Raw genomic sequence first — 15,614 nt, 5'->3', positions numbered from 1 at the left:
CCCTAATCTCTTAGGGGCAAGGGTCACGTGTGATTGGAGTGCTTTCGTGCGCACGCCGTCAAGACCGCCGTTGGATGGCCTGAAGAAAAGGCTCGACCGTTCGCGCGCCGAGAACGCGCGCATGCCGCGCGACGGCTTCCTGCGCGAAACCTTCGTGCTGCCGCGCTCCGATGCGCGCCTCAAGGCGAAAGAGTGGTTCGAGCGCTTTCCCAAGCAGGCCTATTGGACCGAGATCGAAAGCTGGTTCGAGCGGCCGGGCGATGTCATCGAATTCACCATCAGGCGGCTGCCGGCGGCCGATTAACGCTCGATCAGCAAACGTCTCGCTCCCGGCCCGCGGGCGCTCAGCCGGTCGCCCTTGTTCCGCAGCGGGCATTTGTCGATCGACATGCAGCCGCAGCCGATACAGTCGGTCAGCCCGTCGCGCAGCTTCTTGAGCTGACTGATCTTCTGGTCGAGCTCGTCGCGCCAAGCCGTCGACAGCAGATTCCAATCCTCGCGCGTCGGCGTTCGGCCTTCAGGCAGTGATCGAAGTGCTGTGCCGATCTCGGCCAACGATATGCCGAGCTCCTGCGCTATCCTGATTATCACTACACGCCGCAGCACGTCGCGGCCGTAACGCCGCTGGTTGCCTGATGTGCGGTGGCTGCGGATCAGCCCGCGCGCTTCGTAGAAATGCAGCGCCGACACCGCGACGCCGCTGCGCACCGCCACCTGGCCGACTGTCAATTCCGTTGCCGCAGTCATTGGAGTTTTCCGCTTGACCTCAAGTTAAGTTGAGCTTGTAACGAAGAAACCCTGGATAGGCAAACAGCAGGAGAAGGCGATGTGCGCCTGGGTTAGAATGACAAGAGAGGGCGCAGTTGTCGGCCAGAAAGCGGCCGTGATAGCTGCGCCTGCCGAAGGTCTGCAGATCTTATCCGAGCTGCCGGATGGCTTCGCCGGTCACCATGGCAACGGAAAGCGCAACGTTGATGCTGCGCGCGCCCGGTTGCATCGGGATGATCAGTCGCGCATCCGCCGCCTCGTGGACATGATCCGGAACGCCTGCGGATTCGCGACCGAACAGAAGAACGTCGGCGCCGGCGAAGACGAAATCCGTATAGGCGCTCGCGGCTTTGGTCGACAGCAGCACCAGCCGCCGCGCTTCGCCTTTGCGCCAATTCTCGAAGGCGTGCCAGTCGACATGCCGGGTCAGCGCCGCCATTTCGAGATAGTCCATGCCGGCCCGTTTCAGCGCCCGGTCGGAGAGCGGGAAGCCGGTCGGTTCGATGATGTCGACCCCAAGGCCGAGGCAAGCGGCGAAGCGCAGGATTGTCCCGGTATTGCCGGCGATATCCGGCTGGAAGAGCGCAATGCGGAGACGGTCGTTCATTTCCGCGTCTTTCTAATAAGTGGCAGATCAGCCACAGAGCTCTCGCGGTTTTGGAAATTCCTAGACTGGCGGGTGGTCATTTTCTGCGAAGTCGGTTATACGCCGTTCATTGTCAACCCGAACCGATGGAGGGGTAATTCATGATGGCCATGCACATCCACCACCCCTCTCGTGGGCTTACCAGCCCGACGACGGTTTCGGTACGACGATTCTCCTGAACTTCTAGACTTCAATCGCGCCGATTCCCGCCGAAACCTATTTCGGCCTTCGAAGGAATCCTGCGATGTTTTTCAAGCTGTCGAAGGGGCTGAACGCCCCACCTGAACGCGCTTCGACCGATGTCACCCTCGCCGCGCGGCGCGTGCCCGCGGCCCGGGTTGGTTCACCTTTCTATCTGAATCTTCAACTGGAGGACGGACCGATGTTCGATCCCTGTAGAATACCCGGCTCAAGAAGCCTGCACGAGCGCAAGACTGCGACCTGGGCGCTTTTAATCGGCGAGACCTATTCGTCGGCGGTTCACGCCGAGATCCGCGGGCGTCCGCATCGCGGCATGCTGCCGGACGTCGATTTCTCGCGCGCCGTTCCAGACCATAGCCGGCCGTCGCTGGTGCGCCGGATTATTAGGCTGATCCGCCCTGGTGCAAAAACAGGCGCGAAAATCCGGATCGTCAAAACGACGCCGTCAGCATCGTCAAACGAGGCTGTCGGCGAAAGGCCCGCGACCACCTATATTGCGCGAAGCAGGACCGGCGAGGCGGATGACTCCGTATCGCCGGTCCATGACGCCATGCGGTCTGGACACTTCGTCCGTTCCCGTGCCGCGTGAGCAGAAACAGGTGTTGTGAGCATCACTATGTTTAGCTGGTTTGAAAAAAGGCTCGATCCGTTTCCCGCTGCGGAACCGGTCGAGCCGCCGAGGACGCTGATCGCCTTTTGCGTGCATTATACGCGCGGCGCATGGCCCTACATCGCTGTCGATGCGGTGCTGGTGACGACCATCGCCCTTGCCGAGGTGTGGATGTTCGGCTTCATGGGCCGGATCGTCGACTGGCTGTCGGCGCAGAACCGCGAGACGTTCCTGCAGACCGAGGGCTGGAAACTCGCTGGCATGGCTTTCGTCGTGGTTTTCGCGCTGCCGGCGACGGTCTGGTTCCATTCGTTGCTCAACCAGCAGACGCTGATGGGCAATTATCCGATGCGTATCCGCTGGCAGGTGCATCGTTACCTGCTCAAGCAATCGATGAGCTTCTATCAGGACGAGTTCGCCGGGCGCATCGCGACCAAGCTGATGCAGACGGCGCTCGCCGTGCGCGAATGCGTCATCAAGCTCATCGACGTGCTCAATTATATTGTCGTCTATTTTCTCGGCATGCTGTTCATTGTCGGCTCGGCCGACTGGCGGCTGGCTGCGCCGCTTGCCGTCTGGCTTGCCGGATATATCTTGCTCTTGCGCTATTTCATCCCGCGGCTGGGCAAGGTCGGCGAGGAGCAGGCCAATGCGCGCTCGACCATGACCGGCCGCGTCGTCGACAGCTACTCCAACATCCAGACTGTCAAGCTGTTCTCGCATGCGCGGCGCGAAGCGTCCTTCGCCCGGGAAGGCATGGCTGGCTTTCTCGATACCGTCTATCGGTCGATGCGGCTGGTGACGCAGCTCTACGGCCTGCTCTACATCCTGAATTCGCTGCTGTTGTTCTCGGTCACGGCGATCTCGCTGTGGCTGTGGCTCGGCCAGGCGGTGACGATCGGGGCCGTCGCCCTGGTCATCGGCCTCGTGCTTCGGCTGTGGGGCATGTCGCAATGGATCATGTGGGAGATGTCCACCCTGTTCGAGAACATAGGAACGGTGCAGGACGGCATCAGCTCGATCTCGCTGCCGCGCCTCGTCGAAGACCGGCCTGGAGCCAAGGATATTGCCGTGACCAGGGGGGAGATCCGTTTCGACGACATCCGCTTCCACTACGGCAAGCAGAAAGGCGTGATCGAAAACCTGTCGCTGACAGTGAAGCCGGGCGAAAAGGTCGGCATCGTGGGTCGCTCGGGTGCCGGCAAGTCGACGCTGGTCAATCTTCTGTTGCGCTTCTACGACCTTGAGAGCGGCAAGATACTGATCGACGACCAGGACATCGCGGCGGTGACGCAGGACTCGCTGCGCGCCCAGATCGGCATGGTCACGCAGGACACCTCGCTGCTGCATCGGTCGGTGCGCGAGAACATCCTCTATGGCCGGCCGGACGCCAGCGACGAGATGCTGATCGAGGCGGCACGCCGCGCCGAAGCGCTTGATTTTATATCAGGGCTTTCGGACGCCAGTGGCCGCAAGAATTTCGACGCGCACGTCGGCGATCGCGGCGTCAAATTGTCCGGCGGCCAGCGGCAACGCATTGCCATTGCCCGCGTTATGCTGAAGGACGCGCCGATCCTCATTCTCGACGAGGCGACGTCCGCACTCGATTCCGAGGCCGAAGCGGCCATCCAGGAGAACCTCTACAGACTGATGCAGGGCAAGACCGTCATCGCCATCGCGCACCGGCTGTCGACGATCGCCGCCATGGACCGACTCGTCGTCATGGACAAGGGCCGCGTCATCGAGGAAGGTTCGCATGAGGAACTCGTTGCCAAAAGCGGGCTCTACGCCCAGCTCTGGCAACGCCAGTCGGGCGGCTTCCTGCTCGACGACGGCCCCTCTGCCAACGATGCAGCCGCCAACGATGCACTCGCCAAGGGTGAAGCCGCCGAATGATGCCTGCCATCTACCGCTGGTTCGAGAACTGGGTCTATCCGTTCCGGGAGCCTGCGGACCTTCGGCCACCTGCCGGCGTCAGGGGTTTCCTCTGGCACTATGTCGGGCAGGCGAAGATCGCTTTCTTCGCCATGCTGGTGATCGGCGGCATCGCGCCGTTGGTCGAAGCCGGACTGTTCTACTTCGTCGGGCGGCTGGTCGACATCCTCGACCAGCTTCCCGGCGAACGCAGCTGGCACGCCTTGTGGACTGCCGCTGGTCCCGAACTTGTCTTCATGATCGCTGTGGTGCTGGTCATCCGCACCATCGTCGTCGGCCTGTCGGCGCTGGTCGACGAGCAGACAATCACGCCGGGTTTCTATAATCTGGTGCGCTGGCAGGCGCATCGCCATGTCTCGCGGCAATCCTACGCCTTCTTCCAGAACGATTTTGCCGGGCGCATCGCGACCAAGGTCTGGCAGGCGGGACAGGCGACCGGCGATCTGATGGAAAGCTTCATCGAGGTCGTCTGGTTCATGGTCGTCTATACGGTGACGACGCTGGCGCTGGTCGCCGGGCTCGATCTCAGGCTGGCGGTGCTGGTGGTGATCTGGATCGCTGCCTTCGGCCTGCTCGCCAGGCGCTATTTGCCGGCGATCCGGAAGCATGCCGAGGCAACCGCCGAAGCCGGCTCGATGATCACCGGCCGCCTCGTCGATTCCTATTCGAACGTGCAGACGCTGAAGCTGTTCTCGGCCGATGGCGACGACCGCTATATCAGGAACGGCTTCGACATCTATCTCGACGCGCTGCGCCCGTTCACCCGCCGGCTGACCGGCGTGCGCATGGCGCTGACGATGCTGTCGGGCATCATGATCACCGCGATCGCCTGCTTTGCCGTTTATCTCTGGGTCGAGGGCTCGATCACGGTCGGCGGCGTGGCTTTCACACTATCGCTGGTGTTGCGGCTGAACATGCTGCTCGGTCGGCTGATGATGCAGCTCAACGGCATCTTGCGGAACCTCGGCGTGCTCGAGAATTCCAAGGCGCTGATCTCGCAGCCGCTCGGCCTGATCGATGCGCCGGGCGCGAAAGAGCTTGTCGTCGGCGGCGGGCGCATCGACGTAAGCAATGTCGAATTCAACTACGGCAAGGGGTTCGGTGTGCTCAACGGCATCGACCTGGTGGTGCGGCCGGGCGAAAAGGTCGGGCTGGTCGGGCCGTCCGGTGCCGGCAAGACGACGTTGGTCAATCTGATCCTGCGCCTCTACGACCTCGAGAGCGGCAAGATCGCCATTGACGGGCAGGACGTCTCCAGGGCCACGCAGAATTCGCTGCGCGCCAATATCGGCGTCGTCAGCCAGGACACGGCACTTTTCCACCGCTCGCTGCGCGACAACATCAAGCTCGGCATGCCGGCAGCGACCGATGCCGAGGTGATCGCGGCAGCGGAGAAGGCCGAGGCGCACGAGTTCATCCTCGGCCTGCGCGACAATCGCGATCGTACCGGCTATGAGGCTTATGTCGGCGAGCGCGGCGTCAAGCTCTCGGGCGGCCAGCGCCAGCGCGTGGCGATCGCTCGCGTCTTTCTCAAGGACGCACCGATCCTGATGCTTGACGAGGCGACCTCAGCGCTCGATTCCGACATCGAAGCGGCGATCCAGGAGAATCTGGCAAGGTTGATGGAGAACAAGACGGTCATCGCCATCGCGCACCGGCTGTCGACCATCGCGGCGCTCGACCGGCTGGTGGTGCTCGATGGCGGCCGCATCGTCGAGCAAGGCACGCATGACGAGCTGGTCGCGCTCGACGGGCTTTATGCACGGCTGTGGAAGCGGCAGTCCGGCGGCTTCCTGTTCAACGAAGAGAGCGCCTTGGCCGAGACCCGGCCGGCGGAGTAGTTTTCCATAAACCGGAGTGAAATCATGGCGGTGAGAATGCCATCGAATTTCGGACGGTCCGGCGCGCAGGAGAGCGCGCTGGACCTGCTTGGTCATGAAATCCTCGGCGAAAAGGCGGCGGCGCTCGGCCGCGCCGGTCGGCGCGTCGAGGAAACGTTGGCGAGGCTGCGCGAGAATGGCGACAGCGACAATCGTGCCCGGCTGCTCAAGGACGCAGCGGAGGCGGTGCACGGCTACTTCATCCAGCGCGAACTCTGCGGCCTGCGCAAGCACGACGCGGTGATCCGGGAATACAACATTCCCAAGGCCGTGCTGGCCAGGCTCGGCGCCGCCGCATGATCCGAACCGGAATTGATTTGGGAGGCGTTATTCCAGCCACTCGGTGATGAAGCTGCCGTTCTCGTGTATGTCGGTGGTTTCCAGCGGGCCTGGCCCGAGATTGGTGAATTTGTGCGGCGTGTTCGGCGGCACGATCAGGATCTGGCCGGCTGTGGCCTCGATCTGCCGGTTGCCGACGGTGAACAGGCTGGTCCCGGTCCGGATGATGAAAATCTCGCAATAGGGATGGCTGTGCAGCCTCGGGCCGCCGCCGATCTCAGGCAGGTGGTTGAAGATCAGGCAGCTGTTGGAGCCGTAAGCTCCGCATTGCAGCTCGCCCTGCCAGCGGTCAGGCCAGCGGTCGGGCGCTTCGGCCCATTTGTCGCGGTCTATCACATGCGCCATGGGGCGAGGATAAACCGGGCCTGCGCCCACTGTCGAGGTGAACGCAGCCGTTTGGTTTTGCTGCTGTTTTCCAATCGTTCCGCTGGGCGAATTACGTCCCCGCGACAATCTGCCCTTGTGCCTTCACCCGTCTGGACAAAAACAGGCTTCACGCATAAACCCAAGTCCCAAATGCCGGAGGAATTCGCTAGCCTGTTCGCCATGCGCTGTCGGGCCGGCGCGATTGAGCGGGGAACAGGCTCGGCCGCCGGCACGGAAGAGGCGAAAGGATCAGGCACCCGTGAGCGCAACCGACACCCACGATCCCAACCGTCGTGATTTTCTTTACGTTGCCACCGGCATGGCCGCGGTCGTCGGCGCCGGTGCCGTCGCTTGGCCGTTCATCGATCAGATGCGTCCGGATGCCTCGACGCTGGCGCTTGCCTCGGTTGAGGTCGATGTCTCTTCGCTGACGCCAGGAATGTCGCTCGTTGTGAAGTGGCGCGGCAAGCCGGTGGTCGTGCGCAACCGCACCGAGCAAGAGATGAAGGACGGCGAGGCGGTCAATCTCGCCGAGCTCAAGGATCCAATTGCCCGCAATGCCAATTTGCCGGCCGACGCGCCGGCGACCGACGCCAACCGCACCACGCCCGGCAAGGAAGCCTGGATGGTGATGGTCCAGGTCTGCACCCATCTCGGCTGCATCCCGCTCGGCCAGGAAGGCGATTTCGGCGGCTGGTTCTGCCCGTGCCACGGTTCCGTATACGATACCGCCGGCCGCATCCGGAAGGGGCCGGCGCCCGAGAATATGGCGGTGCCGGTGTTCCAGTTCATTTCCGACACCAAGATCCGTATCGGCTGAGGCAGGGGATATTTCCATGAGCGAGGGACACTCGACCTATACGCCCAAGACCGGCATCGGACGTTGGTTCGATTCGCGCATGCCGCTGCCGCGGCTGGTCTATGACAGCTTCATCGCCTATCCGGTGCCGCGTAACTTGAACTATGCCTGGACGTTCGGCGGCATCCTTGCGCTCATGCTGGCGGCGCAGATCCTGACCGGCATCGTGCTGGCCATGCACTACGCGGCCGACAGCACTCTCGCCTTCGATTCGGTCGAGAAGATCATGCGCGACGTGAACTCCGGCTGGCTGTTGCGCTATCTCCATTCCAACGGCGCATCGTTCTTCTTTGTCGCCGTCTACATCCATATCTTCCGCGGCCTCTACTACGGCTCCTACAAGGCACCGCGCGAGCTGCTGTGGATACTCGGCTGCATCATCTACCTCCTGATGATGGCGACCGGATTCATGGGCTATGTGCTGCCCTGGGGCCAGATGAGCTTCTGGGGCGCCACCGTCATCACCGGCTTCTTCACGGCCATACCGCTGGTTGGCGACTGGATCCAGCAGCTTTTGCTCGGCGGATTCGCGGTCGACAACCCAACGCTGAACCGCTTCTTTGCGCTGCATTACCTGTTGCCGTTCATGATCGCCGGCGTCGTCGTGCTGCACATCTGGGCGCTTCACGTGGTCGGCCAGAACAATCCGACCGGCATCGAGGTCAAATCGAAGACCGACACACTCGCCTTCACGCCGTACGCGACCATCAAGGACGGGTTCGGCATGATCGTGTTCCTGTTCGTGTTCGCCTATTTCGTCTTCTACCTGCCGAATTATCTCGGCCATCCGGACAATTACACCGTGGCCAACCCGCTGAAGACGCCGGCCCACATCGTGCCGGAATGGTACTTCCTGCCGTTCTACGCGATCCTGCGCGCCATCACCTTCAATATCGGGCCCATCAACTCCAAACTCGGCGGCGTGCTCTGCATGTTCGGCGCAATTGTCATGCTGTTCCTGGTGCCGTGGCTCGACACTTCGAAGGTGCGCTCGGCAGTCTACCGGCCTTGGTACAAGCTGTTCTTCTGGCTGTTCGTGGCCGACGCCATCCTGCTCGGCTGGTTGGGCTCGCAGCCGGCCGAGGGCAGCTATGTGTTCATGGCGCAGATGGCGACGCTGTTCTACTTCGCCTTCTTCCTGGTCGCGCTGCCGGTGCTTGGGCTGATCGAGACGCCGCGGCGGCTGCCGAATTCGATCACCGAGGCGGTGCTCGAGAAAAACAAGGGTGGCGGTGGACATCCCGCCGGCGCCACAGCCGCGCCGGAAACCAAAGGCTGAGCGTCAGAGAATCTCAAGGGGATTTGGCATGAAGAAGATTCTCACCTCGCTGGCGCTGCTTGGCATTGTGGCCGCGGGCATTGGGGCCGCAGGCACTGGAGCCAGCGCCCAGGAAGAGGCGCACAACGAGGCGGCACCGACGCATTTCCCGATACACGAACCGAAGGAAATGGGCTGGAGCTTCGCCGGGCCGTTCGGCACCTACGACAAGGCTCAGCTGCAGCGCGGACTGAAGGTCTACAAGGAAGTCTGTTCGGCCTGCCATTCGATGAATTTGGTGGCGTTCCGCACGCTGGAAGACCTTGGCTATTCGGATGCGCAGATCAAGACGCTGGCGGCCGAGTACACGATCCATGACGGTCCGAACGATGCCGGCGACATGTTCGATCGTCCCGGCAAGCCGTCCGACCATTTCCCAGCGCCATTCCCCAATGTGGAAGCAGCGGCGGCGGCCAATGGCGGCGCGGCACCGCCCGACATGTCGCTGCTGGCCAAGGCACGCGGCGTCGAGCGCGGCTTCCCGCGCTTCGTCTTCGACATCTTTACACAATATGCCCAGGGCGGTCCCGACTACATCCATTCGCTGCTGACCGGCTACGACCAGCAGCCGCCGGCGGGCATGGTCATACCGGAAGGCACGCACTACAATCCGTACTTCCTGTCCGGCGTGTCGCTGAAGATGCCGAAGCCGCTCTCCGACGGCCAGGTTACCTATGATGACGGCGCGCCGCAGACGGTCGATCAATATTCGCGCGACGTGTCGGCCTTTCTGATGTGGGCGGCCGAGCCGCACCTCGAGGACCGCAAGAAGACCGGCTTTCGCGTGCTGGTCTTTCTGCTGCTGTTCGGTGCGCTGGTCTACCTGACAAAACGCAAGGTGTGGGCCGGCGTGGCGCACTGAACGCCGCAACACACGAGACTGGGAGGGCGTCGAAAGGCGCCCTTTTCATTGCAGGCATTTCGATTCATCGCAGCCGGCGCTGAGCAAGGCGCTTTGCCGGACAATTTTCTGTCAGGCATCACATGGCGGTAGCCGGACCTAGCTGCACCGGGTTACGATTAGCCGAATTTCCTTTCACATCTTCAGTCGAATCCGACGAAAGGCCCGGAGAGCCGCTTGATGAAATCCTCGCTCGAAGACACGCTGCTTGCCGCGATCCGCACCATTCCGGATTATCCCAAACCCGGCATCCTGTTTCGCGACATTACGACGCTGCTCGGTAATGCGCGGGCCTTCCGCCGCGCCATCGACGAGCTGGTGCATCCCTATGCCGGCCTGAAGATCGACAAGATCGCCGGCATCGAGGCGCGCGGCTTCATCCTCGGCGGCGCCATCGCCCACCAGCTCTCGGCCGGCTTCGTGCCGATCCGTAAGAAAGGCAAGCTGCCTTATGAGACGGTGCGCGTCGCCTACAGCCTGGAATACGGGCTGGACGAGATGGAGATGCACAAGGACGGTGTTTCTCCAGGCGAGAAGGTGATCCTCGTCGACGACCTGATCGCCACCGGCGGCACGGCGGAGGCGGCCGTCAAGCTATTGCGGCAGATCGGCGCCGACATTCTCGCCGCCTGCTTCGTCATCGACCTGCCGGATCTTGGCGGCCGAGAGAGGTTAGAGGCGCTCGGCGTGCCGGTGAGAACGCTGATCGGGTTTGAGGGGCACTGAGAAACGCGCCTTTCTTTCCCCCTTTGTGGGTGAAGGAAGAACTCACCCCACCTTCACCAGCACGGCACTTTCGAACTCGATGACCTTGTCGCCGGTCGAATCGAAGGCCTCCGAGCGGAGCGTCAGCAGCCGCCAGCCCGGTCGCGAGGCAATGGGGCGGTGGGCTAGCGCGGTGCGGGTGAAAGTCACGGTTTCCCCGGCATAGACAGGCTTAGGCCATTTGAGGTTCTTGAAGCCGGGCGAGGGGCCGAATTCCGGCACCGGGCCAGGGCCGGGCCAGCGGGCGACCTCGGCCTCCATGCCGGCCTCGAGGTTCAATTTCATCCAGGTGGCGGCAGTGTGCCAGCCCGAGGCGCAGAGGCGGCCGAATATGCTGTTCTTCGCCGCCTCTTCGTCGATATGGAATATCTGCGGGTCGTATTTGCGGGCGAACGCCTTGATCGCCTCCGGTTCGAATCGATGCGAACCGAGCGTGACGGTGATACCAATGCAGAAGAATTCGTCGAGGCTCACGCGTTGGCCTCGCGGGTGAGGAACATGACGGTGTTTTCGAGCTCGAAAACACCTTCGCCGCGCTGGTTGAACAACTCGCTGCGCATCGTCACCAGGCCAAGCCGGGGCTTGGATCTGGACAGGCGCTTGGCAAGGACGGTGGTGCTGCCGCTCAACAGGTCGCCGGCTAGGACCGGCCGTTTCCATTTGACCTGGTCGACGCCGGGCGCGCCCTGGGAGGTCGAGTCGAGCAGGAAGGCATCGCACAGCATGCGCATGAACATGGCGCAGGTGTGCCAGCCCGAAGCCGCCAGCCCGCCGAGGATGCTGGCCTTGCCCGCAGCTTCGTCGAGATGCATCGGCTGGGCATCGAATTCCCAGGCGAATTCCATGATTTCGGTGGCACTTACCAGCTTGGTGCCGAGGTCGAGCGAAGCGCCCTCGACGAAATCCTCATAAGCCCAGGTCTTTGCGGTCATGGTCTGGAAATCCGATTCAGGATTGTACGATCGCTACGGGTCGGGGTCCCGGATGCAGGCAGGGCGGCTTTTGGTCAAGCAATTTCTAGTGCGCCAGTTCTAGTGCGCCAGCCCATGCGCCTAAGCAGCAACAGAGGTTTGCAGGCTCTATAGCCAGCCGCGGCGGCGGAAATACCAGAAGGGTAGGATCGCCGAAAGCACCATCATGCCAATAGCGAAGGGGTAGCCAAAGTGCCATTTGAGCTCGGGGATGATCTCGAAATTCATGCCGTAGATCGAAGCGACAAGCGTCGGCGGCAGGAAGATGACCGCGGCGACGGAGAAGATCTTGATGATCGCGTTCTGCTCGATCGAGATCATGCCGAGCGTCGCGTCGAGCAGGAAGCTGATCTTCTGCGACAGGAAAGTGGCGTGGTCGGCGAGCGACAGCACGTCGCGCGACAAGGTCTTGATGCGGGCGCGGGTATCCTTGCTCATCTTGGTCTGCGTGGAGGCATGGGCAAGAAACCCGGCAAGGCGCTGCAACGAGATCAGGCTGTCGCGGATCGAGGAGGCAAGGTCCTCCTTGCGGCCAATGCCTTTCAACAGTTCCTGGAAGTCGCGGTTGCGCTTGGAAACCTTGGTCGAGCGTGCCTCGAATATATCGCGCGAGATCGCCTCGACGTCGCGGCCGGCGCGCTCCAGAATGTCGGCGAGGCGGTCGACGATCGCCTCCAGCAGGCCGATCAGGATGGTGTCGCCGCTGGTGCAGCCGGTCGCCACCTTCTCGGCGCGCAGCGGAAAGGTCTTGAACGCCTTCGGTTCGTGATAACGCACGGTGATCAGCCTGCTGCCGGCGAGCACGAAGGTGACCGGCGACATCAGCGGATCGTCCAACTCGGTCTGAGCCGGTAGAATGGCGGTCATGAAGTAGGCACCGTCCTCGACATAGAGACGGCTCGAGATCTCGATCTCTTCCATCTCTTCGCGGGTCGGAACGGCGATGCCGAGCCAGGTCTCGATTGTGGTCTCTTCCTCCTTTGTCGGGCTGAGAAGGTCGACCCAGACGACAGTGTCGCTGTTTTGCAGGAGATCGTCGACGAGGCGCAGGCGATCATTGTCGACGACGAAGGCCTTGATCATAGCCGGGTCTCCCTTGCTGTTGCCAAAGAGCGTTTCGTTCGGAAGGGGCGCGTCAGTCAGATCGCACGGATACGGGCATGTGAGGCGCGAGACCAGCGCAGAGGCCCCTTAGACCGGGCCTCACGGTCCGTCAAGCAGCGGCAAGACGCCGCTGCGATGCCTGTTATGAAGTTGTGACCGAGCGACAGCCATGGTGGCTGTGAGTGGGTTTCGCCGGGTCAGGTGTTGAACTTGAACAGCATGATGTCGCCGTCCTGGACGACATACTCCTTGCCTTCGTCGCGCGCCTTGCCGGCCTCCTTGGCCGCCACTTCGCCGCCCAGCCTGACGAAGTCGTCATAGGCGATGGTCTGGGCGCGGATGAAGCCGCGCTCGAAATCGGTGTGGATGACGCCTGCCGCCTGCGGCGCCTTGGCGCCTTTGTGCACGGTCCAGGCGCGTGTCTCCTTGGGTCCCACGGTAAAGTAGGTGATGAGCTGCAGCAGCTCGTAGCCGGCGCGGATCACCTTGTTCAGGCCGGGTTCGTCCAGGCCGAGTGTTGCCAGGAATTCCAGTTCCTCTTCATCGCTGAGCTGGGCGACCTCGGCCTCGATCGCCGCCGAAATCACGACGGTCCGGGCGCCTTGCGCGGCGGCCATCTGCTCGACCGCCCTGGTATGCGCGTTGCCGGTGGCGGCATCGGCTTCGGCGACGTTGCAGACATAAAGCACAGGGTGCGACGTCAAGAGGTTCAGCCCCTGCAGGATGCGCAGATCCTCAGGCGAGATGCCATTGAGCAGGATGCGGGCGGGCTTGCCGGCCTGCAGCAGCTCGAGTGCCGCCTCCATCATCGGAAGTACGGTCGTTGCCTCCTTGTCCTTGCCGGCGGCGCGCTTGCGGAACTGCACGATGCGGCGCTCGAGGCTGTCGAGGTCGGCAAGCATCAGCTCGGTCTCGACGGTCTCGGCATCGGCGACAGGATCGATGCGGCCCTCGACATGGGTGATGTCGTCATCCTCGAAGCAGCGCAGCACATGGACGATAGCGTCGACCTCACGGATGTTGGCGAGGAACTGGTTGCCCAGCCCTTCGCCTTTCGAGGCGCCGCGCACCAGGCCGGCAATGTCGACGAAGGAGATGCGGGTCGGAATGATCTCCTTCGACTTGCCGATCGCGGCGATCTTCTGCAGGCGCGGGTCGGGCACCGCCACCTCGCCGGTGTTCGGTTCGATGGTGCAGAACGGATAATTGGCGGCCTGTGCCGCCGCCGTCCTTGTCAGCGCATTGAAGAGCGTCGACTTGCCGACATTGGGCAAGCCAACGATGCCGCATTTGAAACCCATTTTGTCTGGTCCTATCGGGAAATCGTGATTTGATCAGGGGGCTATGGGCGAAAGCGCCGATGATCGTCAAGCCCTTGGCCACGATCCGTGACGGCGTTCAGTCCTTGCCGCCAAAAAGCTTCTTCAGCATCGCCGCCATCGGGCCGATTTCGGGCAGCTTGGCCGCCGGCTGCTGTGGCCGCGCCTGGCGAACGTGGCTTTGTGCCTTTGGCGCCTTTGGCGCCTTGGGCGGCGGGCGGTCGTCGTCGCCTGTCGGCGTGAGCTTGTCGCGCAAGGCCAGCGTCACGCGGTTCATGAAGGAATTGTCGTCGCCCATGGCAAGCAATCCGGCACCATCGGCGATTGCGTCGAGCAGCACGTCCAGCCACTCGCGGTCGCCCTTGGCGAAATCGCCGAGCACATGGCCATGCACCATTTCCTTGACGCCGGGGTGGCCGACGCCGATGCGCACGCGGCGAAAATCCTTGCCGACATGCTGGTCGAGCGAGCGGATGCCATTGTGGCCGCCGGAACCGCCACCGACCTTGACCCGCACCTTGCCGGCGGCAAGGTCGATCTCATCATAGAAGACGGTCAACGCCGAAGGGCCGAGCTTGTAGAAGCGCAGGGCTTCGCCGACCGCCTGGCCGGACAGGTTCATGAAGATCTGCGGCTTGATCAGGATCACTTTTTCGCCGGCAAGCGTGCCTTCGGTGATCAGGCTCTGGAATTTCTTCGACCAGGGCGAAAAGGAATGGCGGCGGGCGATCGCGTCCGCCGCCATGAAGCCGACATTATGCCGGTTGCTGGCGTATTTCGCGCCCGGATTGCCGAGGCCTGCAAAGACAAGCATCGTCGCCTCCGGGCGGAAAGGAGTTACTTCTCTTCGGCGGCAGGAGCCGCTTCGGGCGCAGCCGCTTCAGTCGTCTCTTCTGCGGCCTCCGGCTTCATCGCCGAGGAGCCGGCAATGGTGGCGATGGTGAAGTCGCGGTCGGAGATCACCGGCTTGACGCCGGCCGGCAAGGTGACGGCCGAAATGTGGATCGAATCGCCAATGTCTGTGCCGGTGAGATCGATGGTGATGAAATCCGGGATCGCATTGGCCGGGCAGTGGAATTCGACCTCGTGACGCACGATGTTGAGCACGCCGCCGCGCTTGATGCCGGGCGACTTGTCTTCATTGATGAAGTGCACGGGCACGTCGACATTGACTTCGGTATCCTTGCCGATGCGCAGGAAATCGACATGGACCGGGAAATCCTTGACCGGGTCAAGCTGGAAATCCTTGGGCAGAACCTGGATCTTGTTGCCGTCGACATCGATCGTGGCGACCGTGGTCAGAAACCCGCCGCCATGGATCTTGTAGTAGATGTCCTTATAGGTCAGCGCAATCGCCAGGGGAGGCTGCTTGTCGCCGTAAATCACTGCAGGCACTTTACCGTTGCGGCGAACTGCACGGGCGGACCCCTTACCGACCTGTTCGCGCGCTTCGGCCTTGAGCTCGTAAGTATCGTGGCTCATGGCATTTCCTTTCGCGTTGTTCTGGAGCGTTCGCGGCCGGCAACTTGCCTGGGCCGTAAACGTCGAAAGCCGCCGGGTGAGGCGGCCTTCCGCCGCGTTGCCTCCAAGGGTGTCTACGCGGGTGGCGGCTCTATAGCGGAAGGCGGCCCG

At 62.5% G+C, this 15,614-nt stretch carries 18 protein-coding genes; 9 read left to right on the top strand and 9 right to left on the bottom strand.

The features are described from left to right. The first annotated feature begins 46 nt into the window (after positions 1–46). The gene (locus NKJ08_RS27465; protein WP_352784266.1) at positions 47–304 is read left to right on the top strand and encodes a hypothetical protein; all 258 of its coding nucleotides are present in this window, start codon (positions 47–49) and stop codon (positions 302–304) included. On the opposite strand, the gene soxR is transcribed toward NKJ08_RS27465, so the two are convergent. After that, positions 301–747, bottom strand: coding sequence for a redox-sensitive transcriptional activator SoxR (soxR, locus tag NKJ08_RS27460; RefSeq protein WP_352776669.1), 447 nt, complete (start codon positions 745–747; stop codon positions 301–303). The genes NKJ08_RS27465 and soxR overlap by 4 nt on opposite strands. Positions 748–916: 169 nt before the next feature. Then, positions 917–1,375, bottom strand: coding sequence for a tRNA (cytidine(34)-2'-O)-methyltransferase (locus NKJ08_RS27455; RefSeq protein WP_352523147.1), 459 nt, complete (start codon positions 1,373–1,375; stop codon positions 917–919). Positions 1,376–1,658: 283 nt separating this feature from the next. Here NKJ08_RS27455 and NKJ08_RS27450 point away from each other — a divergent pair, with 283 nt between their 5' ends. Genes NKJ08_RS27450 through NKJ08_RS27435 form a run of 4 tightly spaced genes read left to right on the top strand, consistent with a single transcriptional unit; the run spans position 1,659 to position 6,340 of the window. After that, positions 1,659–2,204 (top strand): hypothetical protein, encoded by a 546-nt coding sequence (locus NKJ08_RS27450; protein WP_352523148.1) that lies wholly within the window; start codon positions 1,659–1,661, stop codon positions 2,202–2,204. Positions 2,205–2,231: 27 nt separating this feature from the next. Beyond that, positions 2,232–4,121 (top strand): ABC transporter ATP-binding protein, encoded by a 1,890-nt coding sequence (locus NKJ08_RS27445; protein ID WP_352523149.1) that lies wholly within the window; start codon positions 2,232–2,234, stop codon positions 4,119–4,121. Beyond that, a complete protein-coding gene (locus NKJ08_RS27440; protein ID WP_352523151.1) occupies positions 4,118–6,001 on the top strand; it encodes an ABC transporter ATP-binding protein in 1,884 nt (627 codons plus the stop codon). The genes NKJ08_RS27445 and NKJ08_RS27440 overlap by 4 nt, the downstream gene beginning before the upstream one ends. A gap of 24 nt (positions 6,002–6,025) precedes the next feature. Next, complete coding sequence (locus tag NKJ08_RS27435) at positions 6,026–6,340, top strand: DUF6665 family protein (RefSeq protein WP_352523152.1); 315 nt, start codon at positions 6,026–6,028, stop codon at positions 6,338–6,340. Positions 6,341–6,367: 27 nt separating this feature from the next. Here the strand turns inward: NKJ08_RS27435 and NKJ08_RS27430 are convergent, their stop codons facing one another. Then, entirely contained in the window at positions 6,368–6,724 is a 357-nt protein-coding gene (locus NKJ08_RS27430) for a cupin domain-containing protein (protein WP_352523154.1), read from the bottom strand. 280 nt (positions 6,725–7,004) lie between these two features. Here NKJ08_RS27430 and petA point away from each other — a divergent pair, with 280 nt between their 5' ends. From petA to NKJ08_RS27410, 4 genes are all read left to right on the top strand, one after another. Then, positions 7,005–7,565, top strand: a complete 561-nt coding sequence (gene petA, locus NKJ08_RS27425; RefSeq protein ID WP_352523155.1) for a ubiquinol-cytochrome c reductase iron-sulfur subunit — start codon at positions 7,005–7,007, stop codon at positions 7,563–7,565. Positions 7,566–7,581: 16 nt separating this feature from the next. Next, complete coding sequence (locus NKJ08_RS27420; RefSeq protein WP_352523157.1) at positions 7,582–8,883, top strand: cytochrome b; 1,302 nt, start codon at positions 7,582–7,584, stop codon at positions 8,881–8,883. 28 nt (positions 8,884–8,911) lie between these two features. Beyond that, a complete protein-coding gene (locus tag NKJ08_RS27415) occupies positions 8,912–9,784 on the top strand; it encodes a cytochrome c1 (protein ID WP_352523158.1) in 873 nt (290 codons plus the stop codon). A 219-nt stretch (positions 9,785–10,003) separates the two neighbouring features. Then, a complete protein-coding gene (locus tag NKJ08_RS27410; protein WP_352523159.1) occupies positions 10,004–10,549 on the top strand; it encodes an adenine phosphoribosyltransferase in 546 nt (181 codons plus the stop codon). A 42-nt stretch (positions 10,550–10,591) separates the two neighbouring features. Here NKJ08_RS27410 and NKJ08_RS27405 read toward each other — a convergent pair whose 3' ends face one another. The 6 genes from NKJ08_RS27405 to NKJ08_RS27380 all read right to left on the bottom strand — a co-directional run bounded on the left by NKJ08_RS27405 (position 10,592) and on the right by NKJ08_RS27380 (position 15,464). Further along, entirely contained in the window at positions 10,592–11,062 is a 471-nt protein-coding gene (locus tag NKJ08_RS27405) for a MaoC family dehydratase (protein ID WP_352523161.1), read from the bottom strand. Next, entirely contained in the window at positions 11,059–11,520 is a 462-nt protein-coding gene (locus NKJ08_RS27400) for a MaoC family dehydratase (RefSeq protein ID WP_352523162.1), read from the bottom strand. The genes NKJ08_RS27405 and NKJ08_RS27400 overlap by 4 nt, the downstream gene beginning before the upstream one ends. A gap of 147 nt (positions 11,521–11,667) precedes the next feature. Continuing rightward, the gene (corA, locus tag NKJ08_RS27395) at positions 11,668–12,642 is read right to left on the bottom strand and encodes a magnesium/cobalt transporter CorA (protein WP_352523163.1); all 975 of its coding nucleotides are present in this window, start codon (positions 12,640–12,642) and stop codon (positions 11,668–11,670) included. A gap of 218 nt (positions 12,643–12,860) precedes the next feature. Beyond that, entirely contained in the window at positions 12,861–13,964 is a 1,104-nt protein-coding gene (gene ychF / locus NKJ08_RS27390; protein ID WP_352523164.1) for a redox-regulated ATPase YchF, read from the bottom strand. Positions 13,965–14,061: 97 nt separating this feature from the next. After that, positions 14,062–14,796, bottom strand: coding sequence for an aminoacyl-tRNA hydrolase (pth, locus tag NKJ08_RS27385; protein WP_352776671.1), 735 nt, complete (start codon positions 14,794–14,796; stop codon positions 14,062–14,064). A gap of 23 nt (positions 14,797–14,819) precedes the next feature. Beyond that, entirely contained in the window at positions 14,820–15,464 is a 645-nt protein-coding gene (locus NKJ08_RS27380) for a 50S ribosomal protein L25/general stress protein Ctc (protein ID WP_352489001.1), read from the bottom strand. Positions 15,465–15,614 lie beyond the last annotated feature (150 nt).

It is taken from the genome of Mesorhizobium sp. M0244, from assembly GCF_040321795.1.
Lineage (GTDB): Bacteria > Pseudomonadota > Alphaproteobacteria > Rhizobiales > Rhizobiaceae > Mesorhizobium.
Note: the sequence above shows the minus strand (reverse complement) of the source record. Positions and strands in the feature narration are given on the sequence as shown.

Bases quoted from the DNA above. Each gene is read 5' to 3' on its own strand.
- soxR (WP_352776669.1), bottom strand. From the start codon at position 747: ATGACTGCGGCAACGGAATTGACAGTCGGCCAGGTGGCGGTGCGCAGC.
- NKJ08_RS27455 (WP_352523147.1), bottom strand. From the start codon at position 1,375: ATGAACGACCGTCTCCGCATTGCGCTCTTCCAGCCGGATATCGCCGGC.
- NKJ08_RS27450 (WP_352523148.1), top strand. From the start codon at position 1,659: ATGTTTTTCAAGCTGTCGAAGGGGCTGAACGCCCCACCTGAACGCGCT.
- NKJ08_RS27445 (WP_352523149.1), top strand. From the start codon at position 2,232: ATGTTTAGCTGGTTTGAAAAAAGGCTCGATCCGTTTCCCGCTGCGGAA.
- NKJ08_RS27440 (WP_352523151.1), top strand. From the start codon at position 4,118: ATGATGCCTGCCATCTACCGCTGGTTCGAGAACTGGGTCTATCCGTTC.
- NKJ08_RS27435 (WP_352523152.1), top strand. From the start codon at position 6,026: ATGGCGGTGAGAATGCCATCGAATTTCGGACGGTCCGGCGCGCAGGAG.
- NKJ08_RS27430 (WP_352523154.1), bottom strand. From the start codon at position 6,724: ATGGCGCATGTGATAGACCGCGACAAATGGGCCGAAGCGCCCGACCGC.
- NKJ08_RS27420 (WP_352523157.1), top strand. From the start codon at position 7,582: ATGAGCGAGGGACACTCGACCTATACGCCCAAGACCGGCATCGGACGT.
- NKJ08_RS27415 (WP_352523158.1), top strand. From the start codon at position 8,912: ATGAAGAAGATTCTCACCTCGCTGGCGCTGCTTGGCATTGTGGCCGCG.
- NKJ08_RS27410 (WP_352523159.1), top strand. From the start codon at position 10,004: ATGAAATCCTCGCTCGAAGACACGCTGCTTGCCGCGATCCGCACCATT.
- NKJ08_RS27400 (WP_352523162.1), bottom strand. From the start codon at position 11,520: ATGACCGCAAAGACCTGGGCTTATGAGGATTTCGTCGAGGGCGCTTCG.
- corA (WP_352523163.1), bottom strand. From the start codon at position 12,642: ATGATCAAGGCCTTCGTCGTCGACAATGATCGCCTGCGCCTCGTCGAC.
- ychF (WP_352523164.1), bottom strand. From the start codon at position 13,964: ATGGGTTTCAAATGCGGCATCGTTGGCTTGCCCAATGTCGGCAAGTCG.
- pth (WP_352776671.1), bottom strand. From the start codon at position 14,796: ATGCTTGTCTTTGCAGGCCTCGGCAATCCGGGCGCGAAATACGCCAGC.
- NKJ08_RS27380 (WP_352489001.1), bottom strand. From the start codon at position 15,464: ATGAGCCACGATACTTACGAGCTCAAGGCCGAAGCGCGCGAACAGGTC.